The following is an 18,029-nucleotide window of genomic DNA, read 5'->3' on the forward strand; positions in this document are numbered from 1 at the left end:
GTCCACCCGAGTCGGCCCGAGTCAGCCGCCGGCCACGACGTCCAGGAACAGCCGATGGATCCGTCCGTCGCCGTCCACCTCGGGATGGAACGAGGTGGCCAGCAGCGGCCCCTGCCGTACGGCGACCGGGTGATCCATCGCCGTGGCGAGCACCTCGACCTCCGGGCCGGCCTCCTCGACCCACGGGGCGCGGATGAAGACCGCGGGCACCGGATCGGGGAGTCCGGTCACCTTCAGCTCGGTCTCGAAGGAGTCCACCTGCCGGCCGAAGGCATTGCGCCGCACCGTCACGTCGAGCCCGCCGACGGTCTCCTGCCCGGCGACCGCGTCCAGCACCCGATCGGCCAGCAGGATCATCCCGGCGCAGGTGCCGAAGGCCGGCATCCCCTCGCGCACCCGCTCCCGCAGCGGATCGAGCAGGTCGAAGATCCGCGCGAGCCGCCACATCGTGGTCGACTCGCCACCGGGAAGCACCAGGCCGTCACAGGCGTCGAGCTCGGCGGGGCGCCGTACGGCGATCGCACGGGCACCGAGCCCGGTCAACGCGGTCAGATGTTCACGTACGTCGCCCTGCAGGGCGAGGACACCGATGGTGGGCACGGGCGGAGTGTAGTGCGGCCGGGAGTGAGCGATGACGGCGTCACGCATTGCAGGTGAAGCTCGGGATGGTCAGCACCGCTCTGGTGCTGAAGTTGATGCTCACCGTGGTCGCGCCGTACCAGTACGTCGATCCCACGAGGTGTGCCTGGATCTGCACCTGGAGCGTCTGTGCGCTGAGCAGATCCAGGCCGAGCAGGTTGCCGAGGAGGGTGCCGCCATACGTCACCGACTGGGTGGATCCGGCCGCACCGCTGTGCGAGACCGTCTGGGTCGTGACCGTGGTGCCGGTGCTCCGGTTGTCGAAGGTGAGCAGGTATTCGTACTGGTCGACGCTCTGGCCGGTCCCCGGCGTGATCCCCGTCCAACTGAACGTGATGGTGCTGCTGGTCAGCCCGTTGCTCGCCACGCAGTTCGCGGACGTGCCCAGCGCCACCGGGGAGGACGCCGCCCCGGTCGCCATCGTCACGTCCGCGACACTCCCGGTGTCGCTCCACCTGGCCGCCGCCGATCCGATCGTGCAGACCCCGATCATGAGGACACCGGCACCGACGCCCACCGTGCGAGCGCTCCGGCGCCCGCCGCGGCGTCGATGGCCACCGTGCCGGCGCGGCCGGTCGTCGGATCCGGGACCCGGCCGCACGAGCAGCAGCAACAGCACGGCGTACCCGGCGAGCACGAACACCCCCGGGGCCCGGGAGAACCAGGCGATCGCCGTCCCGAGCCCCGGCAGGGAGAACCAGATCCGGTCGGCGTGGCCGGTCACCACCACCGGCCGGGCATCGTCGGCGTTGTTCGCGTCGCCGCGCAGCCGCAGGGTGGCGCGATCGCCGTCGCGAGTCAGGTCGACGATCCGATGGGTCACCCTGACCCCACCCTCGTGCACGGTCACCACGTCGCCGACCTCGAGGTCGGCGACCGGCACCTGTCGGGTCACGCCGAGGCTGCCGGCGGTGATGGCCGGGCTCATCGATCCCGACCGGAAGACGAGCGGCTGCACCCCGGCCACGACGCCGGCGAGCACGGCCAGCAGACACAGCGCGCCGACGACGGCGGCAAGAGTGAGCAGCACTCCTCCGACCTGCCGCGCCCAGACGGCTCTCACCTGCGGTCTCACTCTTGGCTCGCGGTGAAGGTGAGGGTGACGGTGGTGCTCGCGCTCTGCAGCGAGCTGGCTGCGTCGGTGGGCAGGGTGACCTGCACGCACAGCTCCTCGCTGGCACCGGCGGCCAGCGTCCGGGCAGCCGAGACGATGCTGGTGGTCAACGTACCGGTGTCCACCGCTGTCCCGCCCGTGCAGGTGGCGCTGGTGCCGCTGCCGCTGACGGTACCGCCGGCGGAGACGTCCACGGTCAGGACCCCGGCGAGCTCCGATCCGGTGCTCGCCGCGGCCGCGGCGGTGTAGCCGAGGGCGACGGTGCCGCTGTTCGTCACCGTGAGTACGGCGGCCGTGGTGCTGCCCGGCACCATGCCGCTCACACTCAGCCCGACACCGTCGTCGACGTCATCGACGCTGTCCTCGCCATCGATCTGCAGATCGAGGCCGCCGGTGGTGATGGTGATGCCCTCGACGGTGGCGCTGTCGGTCCACTGCGCCCAGGTGCCGCCCACTCCGAGCGCGGCGACGGCCCCGAGGGCCAGCAGTGCGCGGAGCCGGACCGTGCTCCGGCGCCGTCGGTCCCGATGCTCAGCCATGGTCCTCCTTCGTGCCCACGCCGCAGCCGCGTCGGATCAGCACCGCGCCAGCGGCCAGACAGGCGCCCGCCGCCAGCACCCACCAGCCCAGCTCCGGGGCGCCGGTCGCCGGCAGGTGTCCGGCACCGGTCCCGTCCCGGCCGCCCGAGCCGTCCCCAGAGCCGGTCGAGCCGGTGCCCGCCAGGTTCACCCGGACCCGCAGCGTCGCGGTCCGACCAGCCGAGAGACCGGTGGACCCGGCGGGCAGCTCGGCCCGGAACCGGACCGGCAGCACCGCGCCCCGCTCGAGCCCGCCCAGGCGGACCCGGGCGGTCGCACCGGCCGCGGATTCCCAGCTCCCGGCGCCGATGCGCGTCGCGAGCCTCAGGTCCCTCGGCGCCGCGGACATCGTGCTGGTCATGGTGACCGAGAGCGTCGCCGTACCGCTGCCGTCGTCGCGGACGTAGAAGGTACGCCGGGCGACGTCGCCGGGCACCCAGCGCTCGGTGGAGTCGAAGACGGTCCCGGCGAGCGAGTTCGACCAGTGTGCGCGGTCCCACGAGAGCTGCAGCTGATCGGCGGCCGCGCCGGCGGGCGCGACGACCCAGCACGTGCCCGCGACGGCCACTCCGAGCACGACCAGCAGGCGCCGCAGGACGTCGCTCACGTCGCCGCCACCTTGCGCCGGTCCCGGAGCGCACCGACGAACATGACCCCGGCGTAGCCTAAGAGTCCGGCCGCCGCCGCATCGATCCCCCCTTGCCGCTGCGAGACGGTGAGGGCCTCCTCGGCCCACCCGAGGTAGGGCACCGAGTACCACAGCCGTCCCCGGATCTGCACCGGCCGCACCCACGCCTGGTCCGGTGCGTCGTTGGCGTCCCCCTGGGTGCGGAAGATCCTGCCGCCGCTGGCGTCGTACCCCAGGGCGACGATGCGGTGGGTGACCACCTCCGGCTCGCCGGAGGCGAGCTGATAGGTCACCACGTCCCCGATCCGAAGGTCCGCGGCCGCCACCGGCCGCATCACCACCAGCGTCCCGGGCGGGTGACCGGGACGCATCGAGCCGGTGAGGATGGTGTACGGCGTGGCACCACCGATCCGGGGAACGACCACCGCGACCGTGAGGATCGCGAGCGCACCGAGCAACACCACCCAGACCAGCACTCGCCACGCCCACCCGAGCGCGTTGCGCACGGCGTCCCTAGCTGTGCACCTGGGTGGCGGTGATGACGATGTCGCCGAGGGCGCTGGTGACGTCCTCGGTGTCGTTGTCCGCGCTCCCGTCGAAGCTCACCGTCACCTCGAGCTCCACGCTGTCGCCGTCGTTATCCTCGGTCAGGCCGGTGGCCGGGACCGTGGTCCAGGTGGTGCCGTCCGAGCTGGATTCCAGCGAACCCACGTCGAGGCTCAGCTCCCCGCTGGTGAACAGGCCGTCGTTGGTCCCCGCCTCGGCGTCGAGGGTCGCCCGCAGGTGATTGCCGGTGCCGTTGAACGTGGTGGTGCAGGTCTCGGTGATCACGTCGCCGGGCACGAGGGTGTCGCTGGTGGGGTCGAAGGTGTCACCGGCCGTCTCCTCCGCACTGTCGAGGGTCCAGTCGGTGCAGGTCGGGGCGGTGATGCTCATGTCGCCGGTGACGATATCGCCACCGGCGACGTCCTGGGTGGAGTTCCAGTAGGCGAGCGAGCCGGCACCGCCGAGCAGCAGTACCGCCGCGGCTCCGGCGGCGAGTGAGCCCTTGGTCGACTTCTTAATCAATTGCTCCAGAGGTTCTGCGGCCGTGACCGCGCCGGGATCGACCGGGTTCGGACGCCCGGCGGTGGAAATACCACAACATGGGTATTGACCTTGTCCCGGCGATGGGATCTAACAGCCCGAAATCACTACCGGCCATGGCCCAGGTGGGCATGGCCGGTAGTGATCGGTCGTCATCGACCCCGTCGAGCAGCGCCGCCGAGTCTCGAGGGCTCGGCTCGCTACTCGACCGGCGGCGGGGCGCTACCAGCCGCGCTCGGCGAGGCGGTGCGGGGCGGGGATCTCCTCGACGTTGATCCCCACCATCGCCTCACCCAGGCCGCGCGAGACCTTCGCGACCACGTCCGGGTCGTCGTGGAAGGTGGTGGCCTTGACGATCGCCTCGGCCCGCTGGGCGGGGTTGCCGGACTTGAAGATGCCCGAGCCCACGAAGACACCCTCCGCGCCGAGCTGCATCATCATCGCCGCATCCGCCGGGGTCGCGATCCCGCCCGCGGTGAACAGCACCACCGGCAGCTTGCCGGTCTCGGCCACCTCCCTGACCAGCTCGTACGGCGCCGCCAGCTCCTTGGCCGCCACATAGAGCTCATCGCCCTCCAGCGCCCCCAGCCGACGGATCTCCTTGCGGATCGTCCGCATGTGCGTCACCGCGTTCGAGACGTCACCGGTGCCGGCCTCGCCCTTGGAGCGGATCATCGCCGCACCCTCGGTGATCCGCCGCAACGCCTCACCCAGGTTGGTGGCACCGCACACGAACGGCACCGTGAACGACCACTTGTCGATGTGGTTGGCGTAATCCGCCGGGGTCAGCACCTCGGACTCGTCGACGTAGTCCACGCCGAGGCTCTGCAGCACCTGCGCCTCGGCGAAGTGACCGATCCGCGCCTTGGCCATCACCGGGATCGAGACCGCCGCGATGATGCCGTCGATCATGTCCGGGTCGCTCATCCGCGACACCCCGCCCTGGGCCCGGATGTCCGCCGGCACCCGCTCCAACGCCATCACCGCCACCGCGCCGGCATCCTCCGCGATCTTCGCCTGCTCCGGGGTGACCACATCCATGATCACGCCGCCCTTGAGCATCTCCGCCATCCCCCGCTTGACCCGGGAGGTTCCTGTCTGTCCAGCCTCGTGCGCAGCCATACCGCGAAGCGTAGATCCCCTCGCCGGCATCCAGCGACTCGCGGCCGGCGACGAAGGTCACCCCGGGCCTCCTCGCCGCATCGCGGCCCCTTCGCGCGGCAAACCGCCCAGGATGCCGGTCGAGGATGACGGGAACACTCATAGCCGCGTCACCCTCGATAGTCCGCTTCGCGGCCGAAGACCTCCTCGGCCGCTATGTGTCTCTCCTTCCTGATTTTGAGGCGACCATCACAACTCCGATGACGAGGGAGAAGAAAAAGAGCGGAGAGGTCAGAGCCCTGCCAAGCGAAATGCCGATCAGCAGTTGAACCGCCAACCAGAGTCCGGCACCCGCGAAGGGCGCGACGAGCGCCCACCTAGGCACGGGCTCCGTCGTCATGCGTTTCTCAGGCATCTCAGATCCACCCCCTTAACAGGACGCCGCTGCACCGGCCATCGCACCACTTGTTCCGAGCCAGATAGCGCCGGCTCCGACGCCGATCGGAGTCTCACCGGCTCCGATCGCGGCACCACCCAAGGCGCCGGTGAGCGTCGCACCGACAGTTCCTAGCGTGCATTTGAGCCAGCCCCACATGTACATCGGTCGCGCCTTCACCACGCGCATCGTGACCCGAGCGTGATGCCGGTCGATGATCTTGTAGGTGAGCGTCGCCAGACGCTTCTTCTTCCGCACCTGATGTGGGAGACGCTGGCGCTTCTTGCCGTTGGCCTTGACGATCGTCACGTGCCCCTTGTGCCGGACCAACGTCGCTCGAGAGCCGAGGGTCAGTCGCGCGACATGACGACTCACGCGATGCTGCCCGACCCGCTCCAGGCGGGCCGGGCAGCGCTGGAATCCGGCTCGACCGGCCGGGCTCAGGCGGCGGCCGGCTCCGGCTCGGACTCCTCGAGGAAGGCGTCGCGGTGGGTGTGACCGCCGATGAACACCGCCGCGATCACCGCCGCGGCCAGCGCGGCGATGCCACAGACCAGGAAGCCGAGTCCGTAGCCGTGGGAGAGGGCATGCAGCACCGCATCGCTGAGGTCACCCGAGGAGCTGCTGGTGATCGCTCGAGCCGCCAGTGGGCTGGCATGGATCTCGGCCTGCGCGGCCGCCGGCAGCTTGGCCAGCTCGGCGGCCACCGACGCCGTGGTGAGCTTGTCCGCGATCGCGTTCGCCGCCGTGGTCAGCGCGATCGCGCCGACGATCGCCGGACCGAGGCTCAGGCCGAAGTCGCGCAGCATGCTGGTGGCGCCGCTGGCCATGCCGGCCTTCTGCGTCGGCACGCTGTTGACCGCCACCACGGTGATGGCGGTGACCGCGACCTTGAAGCCGGCACCGACCACGAACAACGGGGCCAGGATGAGACCCCATGCCATGTTCGTCGCCGGGATCGCCGCGATCACGATGTCGCCGATGCCGATCATGGCGGCACCGACGGCGAGCACCCAGCCCGGGTTGAACCGCTCCAGCATCTTCGTGCTGACCGGGAAGAGGATGGCGCCGGCGATGTTCAATGCGATGAAGGCCACCGAGGTGGTCAGCGGCGAGTAGAGCTGGATGCTCTCCATCCGGAGGCTGGTCGCGTACGCCGTGCCGAGGTAGGCGAACATGGCCAGCACCGTGACCACCGCGGACACCGCGAAGACCCGGTTGGCGAAGAGCTCCAGCTGGATCAACGGCCGATCCACCCGGAGCTCGATCATCACGAACGCGACCAGGAAGACGACCGCCAGCACGAAGCTGCCGATCACGATCCCGCTGCCCCAGCCATCCTCGGCGCCCTGGATCACGCCGTACATCAGACAGAACAGCGCGACGGCGACCGTGATCTGGCCGGGCCAGTCGAGCGACCGGCCCTCGGGCGCGGAGGAGTTCTCCGACTTCCACGCGGTGACCACCACGCTGACCAGCGCGAGGATCGCCATCGCGACGAAGGAGTAGCGCCAGCTGGAGTAATCACCGCCGGAGTGGTGGATGCGGGTCAGCAGCCCGCCGAGCACCGGCGACATGAAGCCGCCGGTGGTCAACGCCGCCGCCCACAGCGACAGCGCGTGCGCCCGCTCCGCGACGGTGTGGGTGCCGGCCGCCAGCATCGCGATCGAGGTCGGGAAGATCGCCGCCGCCCCGAGTCCGGCGAGCACCTGGGCGACCAGCAGCACGCCGATCCCGCCCGACGGGGTGAGGAAGCCGAGGATGCCGCCGACCATCATCAGGCCGGCGCCGATGGCCAACAGGCGCTTGCGCCCGAACAGGTCGCCGAGCACGCCGAAGGAGAGCTCGAACAGGGTGACCGGCACCATGAAGGCGTCCGAGACCCAGGTCAGCTGGGTCGAGCTGGTGCTCAGGTCGAGATTGATGTACCCGTTGATGGTCGCCGGGATGCTGACCCCGATCTGGGCGACGAAGCAGGCGAACACCGCCGCCGCCAGGGTTCCTTTGGTCAGGGTCGATCGTGCCGCCGGGACGGCGGCCGTTGCGGAGTCACTCATGGCGTGCAGTCAACCACCGGGAAATCGGACTGTACAGGTTTCCTGTCTATGCATCCGGAAACACATCCCGAACTCACAGGTCGGTCACGACGACGCCGGCGTCCCCTCGGCGAGCGCCTGCCTGCGCACCACCCAGATCCGCTGCCCGACGGTGATGGTCGAGGCCACCGCCAGCGCCCACAGCGTGAGATAGATCAGCCAGTCGACGTCGAAGATGCCGGCGAAGCCGGTCATCACCAGGATGGAGACGAGCCGGTCGGAGCGCTCCGCGATGCCGACCTTGGCCTGGAAGCCCAACGCCTCGGCACGCGCCCTGGCGTAGGAGGTGACCGAGCCCATCACCAGACAGATGAGGGCCAGCCACAGATAGAGCCGGCTCTCGCCGGGCCCGGCGAAGTAGAGCGCCAGTCCGCCGAAGATGGCGCCGTCGCCGATCCGATCGAGCGTCGAGTCGAGGAACGCCCCGAACTTGCTGGTCGTCCCGGTCAGCCGGGACATGTAGCCGTCGATCAGGTCGCTGAAGACGAAGCAGGTGATGAAGATCGTCCCGCCGAGCCGGTGGCCCTGGGGGTAGAAGGCGAGCGCCCCCACGCAGACGCCGACGGTGCCGACCAGCGTGACGGCGTCGGCACTGACGCCGAGCCGGATCAGCAGGTGGGCGACGGGCGAGATGACCTTCGTCCAGAAGGCGCGGAATCTTTCAAGCATGGCGGCAGCAGGTTACCGTCCGGTCGGCCAGGCGTCGGCGAGCAACCGCCGGGTCTCGGCGAGGAGCTGGGGCAACACCTTGGTGTCACCGATCACGGTGATGAAATTGGCGTCCCCCGACCACCGCGGCACCACGTGCTGATGGAGGTGGTCGGCGAGTGAGCCGCCCGCCGAGCCGCCCAGGTTGAGACCCACGTTGAAGGCGTGCGGGTTGCTGACCTCGCGGATCACCCGGATGGCCTGTTGGGTCAACGCCATCAGCTCCCCCGACTCCTCCGCGGTGAGCTCCTCCAGATCCGCCACGTGGCGATACGGCACCACCATCAGGTGTCCGGGGTTGTAGGGATGCAGGTTGAGCACGACGTACGCCGCGCTTCCGCGGGCGACCACCAGCGAGTCCTCCCCCGTCATCGCCGGGATCGCGCAGAACGGGCAGCCGTCGTCGTCGACCATCGCGCGCACGTACGCCATCCGGTACGGCGTCCACAGCCGTTCGAGGCCGTCGGGATCGGGCTGGCTGGGCCGGTCGCTGGGCTCGGTCACACCCCGAACCCTAACGAGCCCGGGTCCCGGCGGTGGCTCGGGCCGCGATCCGGCGCAGCTCGGACAGGTCGGTGATCTTGACCCGGGGCCGGCCCGCGGCGGCACCACGGCGGCGCTCCTCGGCGTCGATGGCACGCCAGCCCTCCCGGTCCACCACCCCGGGCTGCCGTCGCCGCACCACCGCCGCGGTCTCCTCGGCGGTGCCGGTCGGCACCGGACACAGGCCCGTGTCGAGGTCGTCCAGGATCGCCTCGACGGTCTCCTGGGCATCGGTCTTGTTGGTCCCGATGAAGCCGGTCGGTCCGCGCTTGACCCAACCGGCGACGTACACCCCGGAGCGCACCCGGCCGGCCCGGTTGGTCACGGTCCCGGTGTCCGCGTCATAGGGCAGATCGGCCACCGGCAGTCCGCGATAGCCCACCGCGCGCAGCACCAGGCCGGCCTCGATCAGCTCGGTCCGGCCGGTCGGCACCGCACGCACCGTCCCGGCCGCGGTGGTCTCCAGCCGGTTGCGACCGACCTTGACGCCGGTGACGCGCTCCTCCCCCACGATGCGCACCGGGGAGGCGGCGAAGCGCAGCACGATCGTTCGCTTGCCCGGCTCCGGGACGCGGTCGACCAGCTCCCGCAGGATGCGGCTCTTCGTGGTCGGCCCACCCGGTCCGTCGGCGGCGAACACCTCCTCGGCACGCAGTCCGCCGAGGTCCGCGACCACGTTGAGGCCCGGGTGGCCGGCCAGGCCGAGCAGCTCGGGCACGGTGAACGCCGCCTCCGCCGGCCCGCGCCGGCCCAGCACCACCACCTCGCGTACGGCGCTGCCGCGCAGCACCTCGAGCGCCGGATCGGCGATGTCGGTGGATGCCAGCGACTCGGGGTCGAGGCAGAGCAGTCGGGCACAGTCGAGGGCGACGTTGCCGTTGCCGACGATGACCGCCCGCCCCGATCCGCACGCGTCCGCGTCCAGCCGCACCGGCGTCTCCTGCTTGTCCGGGTGGCCGTTGTACCAGCCGACCACGTCGGTCGCCGACAGCGAGCCAGCCAGGGTGTCCCCGGGCACGGAGAGCGGCTTGTCGCTGGCCGCACCGACGGTGTAGAGGACCGCGTCGTAGCGCATCGCCAGCTCCGCGTGGGAGAGGTGCTTGCCGATCTCGACGTCCAGGAAGTAGCGGAACCCGCGCTCCTGCTCGATCTGGGAGAAGAGACGCTCCACCTCCCGGGTGTGTCGATGATCGGGCGCCACCCCGGCGCGCACCAGCCCGTACGGCGTGGGCAGCCGGTCGTAGACGTCGACACCGATCTCGGGATGCTTGAGCAGCTCGTCGGCCGCGTACATCCCGGCCGGGCCGGCCCCGACGATCGCGACCCGGAACGGACCGCGACGCCGCAGCCGGCGCTGCTCGGGCACCAGCGCGAGCGGCGTACGGTCGGCATGCGGGAACACCTGGTAGTACTCGGCGTTGAGCCCGAGGAACGGCAGCTGGGCCGGCTCCAGCCTGGTGTGCGGCACGATCGCCCCGGCCGGGCAGGCCGTGACACAGGCGCCGCAGTCGACACAGCTCGAGGCGTCGACGTACACCATCTCCGCCGTCGCGAAGCCGGGCTCACCGGGAGCCGGGTGGATGCAGTTGACCGGGCAGGCGACGACGCAGGAGGCGTCGGCACAGCACGACTGGGTGACGACGTGTGGCACTCGACCGGCCCGATCGTCTCGCCGGCCTCAGGAGGCCGCGTGCGCCGGCTCGCTGCGGAACCGCGCGGCCCGACCGTCGATGCCCATCCGACGCCACACCCAGCGGGCCGGTCCGGTCCGGATCTCCAGCCGGTCCGCCAGCATCCGTACGTCGGCGAAGAGGTCGCGCAGCAGCTTGGTGGACTCCGCCGAGTCCCACCAGATCTCGCGGGCCACCTCGTCGGGGATGCCCATGTCCTCGCGGGCCTGCTTGCAGGGCACCATGATGACGTCGCACAGTGCCCGCATGATCACCGGGAACAGCATCGCGAGCAGACGACGCTTGACCGGCCCGAGCTCGGGGACATGCTGCTCGAGATACTGGTGGGCGAACCCGATGTGCCGGGCCTCCTCGGCGATGTGGATCTGCATGATCCGGTTCGCCAGCGGGTGCATCCCGCCGCTGCGCAAGGTCGCCTTCTGCAGGTGGTCGATCGGCTCCTCACCGGCCAGGATGCCGGTGAAGAACGCCTCCGGGAACCACGCACCGGCCGAGGCCAGCAGCGGCACCAGCCGCTTGAACTTCGGGGAGGCGCCGACGGCGTCCGGGCACACCCGATTGGTGAACTCCTGGAACATCTGGGTGTGGTGCGTCTCCTCGGTCACCTCGTGGGTGGCGTAGCGGAACTCCGGGTTGTCGTTCTCAGCCCACATCAGATGGTTCATCACGCCGCCGATCAGCAGTTGCTCGAACTGCAGTCCCACCTTGGCGATCTGCGCCCAGCGGTACATCCCGATCTCGATCTGGCGCTCCTTGGACAGCGTCTGGTACCACGGATGCGCGCCGACCTCATCGATGGTGGGCAGGATCCAGCGCTCGTCGTTCGCCACGACCGCCATCTCGGGGTCGTCCCAGTCCACGTCCTTGAAGGCGTCGAAGTGCTGGTCGACCGACGCCTGCGACAGCGTGCGCAGTGCGTCGTGATAGGCCTGCCGCCGGCTGTCCCGCTCGTTCGCGGACTCCTCGGTCGTGGACCGGTCGTGGTCGTGCTCGCGCTGCTCGAGGATCGTCATGGCGCACCGTCCTTGCTGATCGGTTGGATACCGGCAGGTTACTGCGACACGTGTCGCGGATACAAGCGTTAGCGGGACGCATGTCGCACTCATCTCATCCGGCCCGGGCGCCGTACGCCGGCCAGCGACGCGCGAGCCCCGAGGAGACGCTCCTCGGGGGCTCGCGGGGTGGCCTCTCGACCGACCTCTCAGAACGTGCCCAGACCGGCAGGACTCAGACCTGCGCGTGCGAGGCGACCGCCTCCACCACCCGCGCGATGGCGTCGGCGACCGGGACTCCGTTCTCCTGGTGGCCGTCGCGGTAGCGGAAGGAGACCGCGCCCTTCTCGACGTCGTCCGCACCGGCGATGAGCATGAACGGCACCTTGGCCAGCTGGGCGTTGCGGATCTTCTTCTGCATCCGGTCGTCGGAGTCGTCCACCTCGACCCGGATCCCCGCCCGCTTGAGCTGGTCGGCCACGTCGTACAGATAGTCGATGAACGCCTCGGCCACCGGGATGGCCTGCACCTGGACCGGCGCCAGCCATGGCGGGAAGGCACCGGCGTAGTGCTCGACCAGGACGCCGAGGAACCGCTCGATGGAGCCGAACTTCGCCGAGTGGATCATCACCGGCTCCTGACGGGAGCCGTCGGCCGCCTGGTACTGCAGACCGAAGCGGGCCGGCTGGTTGAAGTCGTACTGGATGGTCGACATCTGCCAGGTGCGGCCGATGGCGTCGCGGGCCTGGACCGAGATCTTCGGCCCGTAGAAGGCGGCGCCGCCCGGGTCCGGGACCAGCTCGAGCCCGGAGGCGGTGGCGACCTCCTCCAGGATGGCGGTGGCGGTCTCCCACTGCTCGTCGGAGCCGATGAACTTCTCGTTGTCGGCGTCCCGGGTGGACAGCTCGAGGTAGAAGTCGTCGAGGCCGAAGTCCTTGAGCACGCCGAGGACGAAGTCGAGCAGATGCCTGATCTCGGCCGGCGCCTGCTCGCGGGTGACGTAGGAGTGCGAGTCGTCCTGGGTCAGCCCGCGCACCCGGGTCAGCCCATGCACGACTCCGGACTTCTCGTAGCGGTAGACGGTGCCGAACTCGAACAGCCGCAGCGGCAGCTCACGGTAGGAGCGACCCTTGGCCTGGTAGATCAGGTTGTGCATCGGACAGCTCATCGCCTTGAGCCGGTACCTGCTGCCCTCCAGCTCCATCGGCGGGAACATGGTGTCGGCGTAGTACGGCAGGTGGCCCGAGGTGTGGAAGAGGCCGTCCTTGGAGATGTGCGGGGTGCCGACATAGGAGAAGCCCTCCTCGATGTGCCGGCGGCGCACGTAGTCCTCCATCTCTCGTTTGATGACGCCGCCCTTGGGGTGGAAGACGGGCAGGCCGGAGCCGAGCTCGTCCGGGAAGGAGAACAGGTCGAGCTCACGACCGAGCTTGCGGTGGTCGCGCCGCTCCGCCTCCTCGAGCCGGTGCAGATGCTCCGCCAGCGCCTCCTTGGACTCCCAGGCGGTGCCGTAGATGCGTTGCAGCTGCTTGTTCTTCTCATCCCCGCGCCAGTACGCCGCCGCCGACCGCGTCAGCTTGAAGGCCGGGATCCGCTTGGTGGTGGGCAGGTGCGGCCCGCGACACAGGTCCTTCCAGGCGATCTCGCCGCGGCGGTCGAGGTTGTCGTAGATGGTCAGCTCGCCGGCGCCCACCTCGACGTCCGCGCCCTCGGCGGCACCCTCGGCGTGGCCGGACCCCTTGAGTCCGATCAGCTCGATCTTGTACGGCTCCGCGGCGAGCTCGGCGATGGCGTCGTGGTCGGAGACCACTCGGCGGGAGAACCGCTGGTTCTCCTTGATGATCTTGCGCATCCGGGTCTCGATCCTGGCCAGATCCTCCGGCACGAACGGCGTCTCGACGTCGAAGTCGTAGTAGAAGCCGTCGGTGATCGGCGGGCCGATGCCGAGCTTCGCCTCCGGGAAGAGGTCCTGCACCGCCTGCGCCAGCACGTGCGCGGTGGAGTGCCGCAGGATGTCGCGACCATCCTTGCTGTCGATCGCCACGCCTTCGACGAGATCACCCTCGGCGAGCTGGTAGGAGAGGTCCTTGAGCGACGAGCCGACGCCCTGGGGCGACGATCCGTTGGTCGAGTCCGTCGAGACCCGCGCCGCGATGACGTCGGGCTGGTCGGTGAACAGCTCCCAGGCCCTGGTGCCCGTGGTGACCGTCCGCTCCGTCCGCTCCCCGGCGGCGAGTACGACGACCTTCAATTCGGACACGATGGCTCCTCCTGATGATGACGGCGCCGCAGGCCGGCGCCGACCTCGAGGGTATCGGCGCCGCGCGGCCCGGCGCACATCAGTATCCGGCGCACACCCCTGCGCGTTCGTCTAGGTATGCAGGTCAATGGGCACATCCCCGGTGGAGTTCCGCGAGGGATGTGGTCATTCGGCTGCATACCTAGACGAACGCGCGCGACTCGCCAGGCCAGCCCGAGCTCACCCCGCCGGCGCCACCTGGTCGCCGTACCGGGCCACGCAGAAGGCGGCGAGCCGGTCGGCGAACGCGGCCAGCGCGGCGGCCGCGTGATGGTGCGGGTCCCAGGCCGCGTAGAGCCGGATCAGGATCGGACCGGCCGGCGCGTCGATGCGCAACGGCACCAGGTCGAAGCGGGAGTCGTCGGAGACCACCGCGACCCCGCGGCCGGCCGCGGCCAGGGCCTGCGCGACCTGGGCGTTGGTGCACTCCAGGATCTCGCCGTAGGCGACGCCGGCGGCGTCCAGCGCCGCCTCGAGCAGCATCCGGGGCCGGAACTCCTCGGTCATCACGACGAGCGGACGCGTGACGAGCTCGGCGAGGCCGATCGAGTCCCTGGTGGCCCATCGGTCGTCGGGTCGCACGTAGGCGAAGACCGGCAGAACCGCCAGCGGTCGCACGGCGAGCGAACGGGCCGGGGGCCGATGGACGACCACCAGGTCGGCGCCCGAGCGGATCGCGGCCAGTGATCCGCGCGGGTCCAGCCCGCGCAGGATCGGCACCGGATCGGCGGGATCCAGGGTCGCGATGAACGGTGCGAGCACGTCGGTCAGCGTGGTCGTCGGCACCGCGAGGTGCAGCTGTTCGAGGGCGCCGGAGGCCGAGGCGCGGGTGACCCGCTCGACCCGGTCGGCGTGGCGCAGCAGCTCGCCCGCCCGCTGGTGGAAGTCCTCGCCCGCACGGGTCAGCCGCAACCGGCGGCCCTCGCGCTCGAAGAGCCGCAGGCCGAGCCGACGCTCGAGCTCGCGCAGCTGACGCGAGAGCACCGGCTGGGTGACGTGCAGCACCTGGGCCGCGCGCGTCGCCGAGCCCTCCTCGACGGTGGTCACGAAGTAGCGGAGAAGACGCAAGTCCATGCTCACAAGGCATGAGCGTAGTGCCCCATTGCCCTTAGACAGCATGGGTCGATCCGCGTCAGACTGACGCCATGACCTCCCCCGAAGAGTCCCCGGCATCCACCCCCGCGCCTCGGTTGGAGCAGACCCGGCACCTGGCGAGCGCCATCCCCGGCCCGGTGTCGAGGGAACTGATGAGCCGCAAGCAGGCAGCGGTGAGCGTCGGCGTCTCGACCACCATGCCCGTCTTCGCCACTCGGGCCGCCGGTGGCATCGTGGAGGACGTCGACGGCAACCGGCTGATCGACCTCGGCTCCGGCATCGCGGTGACCACCGTGGGCAACAGCGACCCGCGGGTGGTCGCCGCGGTCGCCACTCAGGTGGCGGCGTTCACCCACACCTGCTTCATGGTGACGCCGTACGAGGGGTACGTCGCCGTGGCCGAGCAGCTGTCCCGACTGACCCCGGGCGAGTTCGAGAAGCGCTCGGCGCTGTTCAACTCCGGGGCGGAGGCAGTGGAGAACGCGGTCAAGATCGCCCGGACCTACACCGGCAGGGACGCGGTGGTGGTCTTCGACCACGCCTATCACGGCCGGACGAACCTGACGATGGCGATGACCGCCAAGAACATGCCCTACAAGCACGGCTTCGGCCCGTTCGCCGGCGAGGTCTACCGCGCCCCGATGTCCTACCCGTTCCGGGACGACCCGGCGATGGACGGCAAGCTCGCCGCCAAGCGCGCGATCGACCAGATCGAGGTCCAGGTCGGTGCCGACAACCTGGCCGCGATCGTGATCGAGCCGATCCAGGGCGAGGGCGGCTTCGTGGTGCCGGCACCGGGCTTCCTGGCCGGGCTCGCGGAGTGGTGCCGGTCCCACGGCGTGCTCTTCATCGCCGACGAGGTCCAGTCCGGCTTCGGTCGCACCGGGACCTGGTTCGCGGTCGAGCACGAGGGCGTCGTCCCCGACCTGGTGGTCAGTGCCAAGGGCATCGCCGGCGGGCTGCCGCTCTCGGCGGTCACCGGCCGCGCCGAGGTCATGGACGCGGTGCACGCGGGCGGCCTGGGCGGCACGTACGGCGGCAACCCACTGGCCTGTGCGGCCGCGCTGGCAGTGATCGAGACCATCGAGGCCGACGACCTGCTCGCCCGCGCCCGCCGGATCGAGGAGATCCTGCTGGGTCGACTGCGCGACCTCCAGGCGGGCGACCCGCGGATCGGCGACGTCCGCGGCCGCGGCGCGATGGTCGCCGCCGAGTTCGTCGACCCGACCACCGGCGATCCCGATGCCGCGCTGGCCAAGGCGGTCGCCGCACACGCTCACGCCGAGGGCGTGATCACGCTGACCTGCGGGACCTGGGGCAACGTGATCCGGTTCCTGCCCCCGCTCAGCATCTCCGACGAGCTGCTGACCGAGGGGCTCGACATCGTCGCCGCCGGTCTGGCGGCCACCCGATGACCCTGCTCGTCGACGGCGCGGCCGCTGACGGCCCGGCCGAGGACCCGTCCACCGGCGACCCGAGCCGGCCCGACTCCTCCGCGCGTGACGGTCGTGACGGTCGTGACGGTCGTGACGGTCGTGACGGTCGTGACTGTCGTGACTGTCTGGACGCGCTCGACCCGGCGAACGGCGTGCTCGTCGGCGGGCTGTGGCGGCCCGGCTCGGCGGGCCTCTTCGCGGTCGAGGATCCGGCCACCCGGGCCGTGCTCGCCGAGGTGGCCGACGGCGACCCGACGGACGCGATCGCGGCGGTCGACGCCGCCGCCGAGCGACTGCCGGCCTGGGCCGCCGTACCGCCCCGTACCCGCGGCGATCTCCTCGGCCGGGTCCGCGACCTGATGCTGCGCGACGCCGATCGGCTCGCCGCCGTGATCGCCCTGGAGAACGGCAAGTCGCTCGCGGATGCGCGCAGCGAGGTCGGCTACGCGGCCGAGTTCTTCCGGTGGTACGCCGAGGAGGCCGTCCGCCCGCACGGCGACTACGGCATCTCACCGGCCGGCGGCACCCGGACCGTCGTCACCCACCGCCCGGTCGGCGTGGCCGCGCTGGTCACGCCGTGGAACTTCCCGGCGGCGATGGCCACCCGGAAGATCGCGCCCGCCCTGGCCGCCGGCTGCACGGTCGTCCTCAAGCCGGCCGCGGAGACGCCGCTCACCGCGCTCGCCATCGGACGGCTGATCGCGGAGGCCGGGGTGCCGGACGCGGTGGTGAACATCGTGCCGGGCACCGACGCGGCCGGGATCGTGACCGCCTGGCTCACCGACCCCCGGGTCCGCAAGATCTCCTTCACCGGATCCACCGGGGTCGGCCGGACGCTGCTGCGGCAGGCCGCCGACCGGGTGATCAACACCTCGATGGAGCTCGGCGGCAACGCGCCGTTCGTCGTCACCGCGAGCGCCGATCTCGACGCCGCCGTGGACGGCGCGATGGTCGCCAAGTTCCGCAACGGCGGGCAGGCCTGCACCGCGGCCAACCGGTTCTACGTCCACGCCGACGTGGCCGCGGAGTTCACCGCCCGACTGGGTGCGCGGGTGGAGGCGCTGCGGGTGGGCCCGGCCGCGGCCGGCAGCGACATCGGTCCGCTCATCTCCGGCAAGGCGCTGGACGGTGTGGGCCGGCTCCTCGCCGAGGCGACCGCCGCGGGTGCGACCATCACCCACCAGGCGCCGGTCCCGGACGGCGACGGCTACTTCTTCCCACCGACGGTGGTCAGCGGCGTACCGGCCGACTCCGCGCTGGTGCGCGAGGAGATCTTCGGTCCGATCGCGCCCATCGTCACCTGGCGCGCGGACGAGGAGCTGCTCGCCATGGTCAACGACACCGAGTTCGGGCTGGCCGCCTATGTCTACGCCGAGCTCGGCGAGGCGCTGCGGTTGGCCGAGCGGATCGAGGCCGGCATGGTCGGCGTCAATCGCGGCCTGGTCTCCGACCCGGCCGCCCCGTTCGGCGGGGTGAAGCAGAGCGGCATCGGACGCGAGGGGGCCCGTGCCGGCCTGGAGGAGTACCTCGAGACGCAGTACCTCAGCATCGAGCTGAGCGACCGGAGCTGAGGGCGACGTCCGGCGA

At 70.7% G+C, this 18,029-nt stretch carries 17 protein-coding genes; 2 read left to right on the plus strand and 15 right to left on the minus strand.

Annotated elements, in window-relative coordinates; genetic code table 11:
• Positions 1-21: 21 nt before the first annotated feature.
• The 15 genes from pdxT to QM638_RS11975 form a co-directional block, all read right to left on the minus strand.
• Complete coding sequence (gene pdxT, locus QM638_RS11905) at positions 22-648, minus strand: pyridoxal 5'-phosphate synthase glutaminase subunit PdxT (RefSeq protein ID WP_415142188.1); 627 nt, start codon at positions 646-648, stop codon at positions 22-24.
• The gene (locus QM638_RS11910; protein WP_415142189.1) at positions 641-1,702 is read right to left on the minus strand and encodes a signal peptidase I; all 1,062 of its coding nucleotides are present in this window, start codon (positions 1,700-1,702) and stop codon (positions 641-643) included. Before QM638_RS11910 ends, pdxT begins: the two co-directional genes overlap by 8 nt.
• Before the next feature lie 8 nt (positions 1,703-1,710).
• Positions 1,711-2,292, minus strand: a complete 582-nt coding sequence (locus QM638_RS11915; protein WP_415142190.1) for a SipW-dependent-type signal peptide-containing protein — start codon at positions 2,290-2,292, stop codon at positions 1,711-1,713.
• On the minus strand, positions 2,285-2,938 hold the full coding sequence (locus QM638_RS11920) for a hypothetical protein (RefSeq protein WP_415142191.1): 654 nt from the start codon (positions 2,936-2,938) through the stop codon (positions 2,285-2,287). The genes QM638_RS11915 and QM638_RS11920 overlap by 8 nt, the downstream gene beginning before the upstream one ends.
• On the minus strand, positions 2,935-3,465 hold the full coding sequence (locus QM638_RS11925) for a signal peptidase I (RefSeq protein WP_415142192.1): 531 nt from the start codon (positions 3,463-3,465) through the stop codon (positions 2,935-2,937). The genes QM638_RS11920 and QM638_RS11925 overlap by 4 nt, the downstream gene beginning before the upstream one ends.
• Positions 3,466-3,472: 7 nt before the next feature.
• On the minus strand, positions 3,473-4,027 hold the full coding sequence (locus tag QM638_RS11930) for an alternate-type signal peptide domain-containing protein (protein WP_415142193.1): 555 nt from the start codon (positions 4,025-4,027) through the stop codon (positions 3,473-3,475).
• Between the two features lie 240 nt (positions 4,028-4,267).
• A complete protein-coding gene (gene pdxS, locus QM638_RS11935; protein WP_415142194.1) occupies positions 4,268-5,167 on the minus strand; it encodes a pyridoxal 5'-phosphate synthase lyase subunit PdxS in 900 nt (299 codons plus the stop codon).
• A gap of 409 nt (positions 5,168-5,576) precedes the next feature.
• Complete coding sequence (locus QM638_RS11940) at positions 5,577-5,891, minus strand: hypothetical protein (RefSeq protein WP_415142195.1); 315 nt, start codon at positions 5,889-5,891, stop codon at positions 5,577-5,579.
• 131 nt (positions 5,892-6,022) lie between these two features.
• A complete protein-coding gene (locus tag QM638_RS11945; protein ID WP_415142196.1) occupies positions 6,023-7,639 on the minus strand; it encodes an MFS transporter in 1,617 nt (538 codons plus the stop codon).
• 84 nt (positions 7,640-7,723) lie between these two features.
• On the minus strand, positions 7,724-8,347 hold the full coding sequence (gene pgsA, locus QM638_RS11950) for a phosphatidylinositol phosphate synthase (RefSeq protein WP_415142197.1): 624 nt from the start codon (positions 8,345-8,347) through the stop codon (positions 7,724-7,726).
• A 12-nt stretch (positions 8,348-8,359) separates the two neighbouring features.
• Entirely contained in the window at positions 8,360-8,890 is a 531-nt protein-coding gene (locus QM638_RS11955) for an HIT family protein (protein ID WP_415142198.1), read from the minus strand.
• A gap of 10 nt (positions 8,891-8,900) precedes the next feature.
• On the minus strand, positions 8,901-10,580 hold the full coding sequence (locus QM638_RS11960) for an FAD-dependent oxidoreductase (RefSeq protein WP_415142199.1): 1,680 nt from the start codon (positions 10,578-10,580) through the stop codon (positions 8,901-8,903).
• A gap of 27 nt (positions 10,581-10,607) precedes the next feature.
• A complete protein-coding gene (locus tag QM638_RS11965) occupies positions 10,608-11,633 on the minus strand; it encodes an AurF N-oxygenase family protein (RefSeq protein ID WP_415142200.1) in 1,026 nt (341 codons plus the stop codon).
• 214 nt (positions 11,634-11,847) lie between these two features.
• Entirely contained in the window at positions 11,848-13,872 is a 2,025-nt protein-coding gene (gene thrS / locus QM638_RS11970) for a threonine--tRNA ligase (protein WP_415142201.1), read from the minus strand.
• A gap of 219 nt (positions 13,873-14,091) precedes the next feature.
• On the minus strand, positions 14,092-14,985 hold the full coding sequence (locus tag QM638_RS11975) for a LysR family transcriptional regulator (protein ID WP_415142202.1): 894 nt from the start codon (positions 14,983-14,985) through the stop codon (positions 14,092-14,094).
• Positions 14,986-15,056: 71 nt separating this feature from the next.
• Between QM638_RS11975 and gabT the strand changes: the two genes are divergently transcribed.
• Both gabT and QM638_RS11985 read left to right on the plus strand, forming a co-directional pair.
• On the plus strand, positions 15,057-16,421 hold the full coding sequence (gene gabT, locus QM638_RS11980) for a 4-aminobutyrate--2-oxoglutarate transaminase (RefSeq protein ID WP_415142203.1): 1,365 nt from the start codon (positions 15,057-15,059) through the stop codon (positions 16,419-16,421).
• On the plus strand, positions 16,418-18,013 hold the full coding sequence (locus QM638_RS11985; RefSeq protein WP_415142204.1) for an NAD-dependent succinate-semialdehyde dehydrogenase: 1,596 nt from the start codon (positions 16,418-16,420) through the stop codon (positions 18,011-18,013). Before gabT ends, QM638_RS11985 begins: the two co-directional genes overlap by 4 nt.
• Positions 18,014-18,029: the final 16 nt, after the last annotated feature.

The sequence above is a fragment of the Nocardioides sp. genome (assembly GCF_047606145.1).
In the GTDB taxonomy this organism is placed as follows: Bacteria; Actinomycetota; Actinomycetes; order Propionibacteriales; family Nocardioidaceae; genus Nocardioides.

Excerpts from the sequence above, each read along its gene's own strand:
- pdxT (WP_415142188.1), bottom strand. The coding sequence starts at position 648 with ATGCGTGACGCCGTCATCGCTCACTCCCGGCCGCACTACACTCCGCCC.
- QM638_RS11915 (WP_415142190.1), bottom strand. The coding sequence starts at position 2,292 with ATGGCTGAGCATCGGGACCGACGGCGCCGGAGCACGGTCCGGCTCCGC.
- pdxS (WP_415142194.1), bottom strand. The coding sequence starts at position 5,167 with ATGGCTGCGCACGAGGCTGGACAGACAGGAACCTCCCGGGTCAAGCGG.
- QM638_RS11945 (WP_415142196.1), bottom strand. The coding sequence starts at position 7,639 with ATGAGTGACTCCGCAACGGCCGCCGTCCCGGCGGCACGATCGACCCTG.
- pgsA (WP_415142197.1), bottom strand. The coding sequence starts at position 8,347 with ATGCTTGAAAGATTCCGCGCCTTCTGGACGAAGGTCATCTCGCCCGTC.
- QM638_RS11965 (WP_415142200.1), bottom strand. The coding sequence starts at position 11,633 with ATGACGATCCTCGAGCAGCGCGAGCACGACCACGACCGGTCCACGACC.
- QM638_RS11975 (WP_415142202.1), bottom strand. The coding sequence starts at position 14,985 with ATGGACTTGCGTCTTCTCCGCTACTTCGTGACCACCGTCGAGGAGGGC.
- gabT (WP_415142203.1), top strand. The coding sequence starts at position 15,057 with ATGACCTCCCCCGAAGAGTCCCCGGCATCCACCCCCGCGCCTCGGTTG.
- QM638_RS11985 (WP_415142204.1), top strand. The coding sequence starts at position 16,418 with ATGACCCTGCTCGTCGACGGCGCGGCCGCTGACGGCCCGGCCGAGGAC.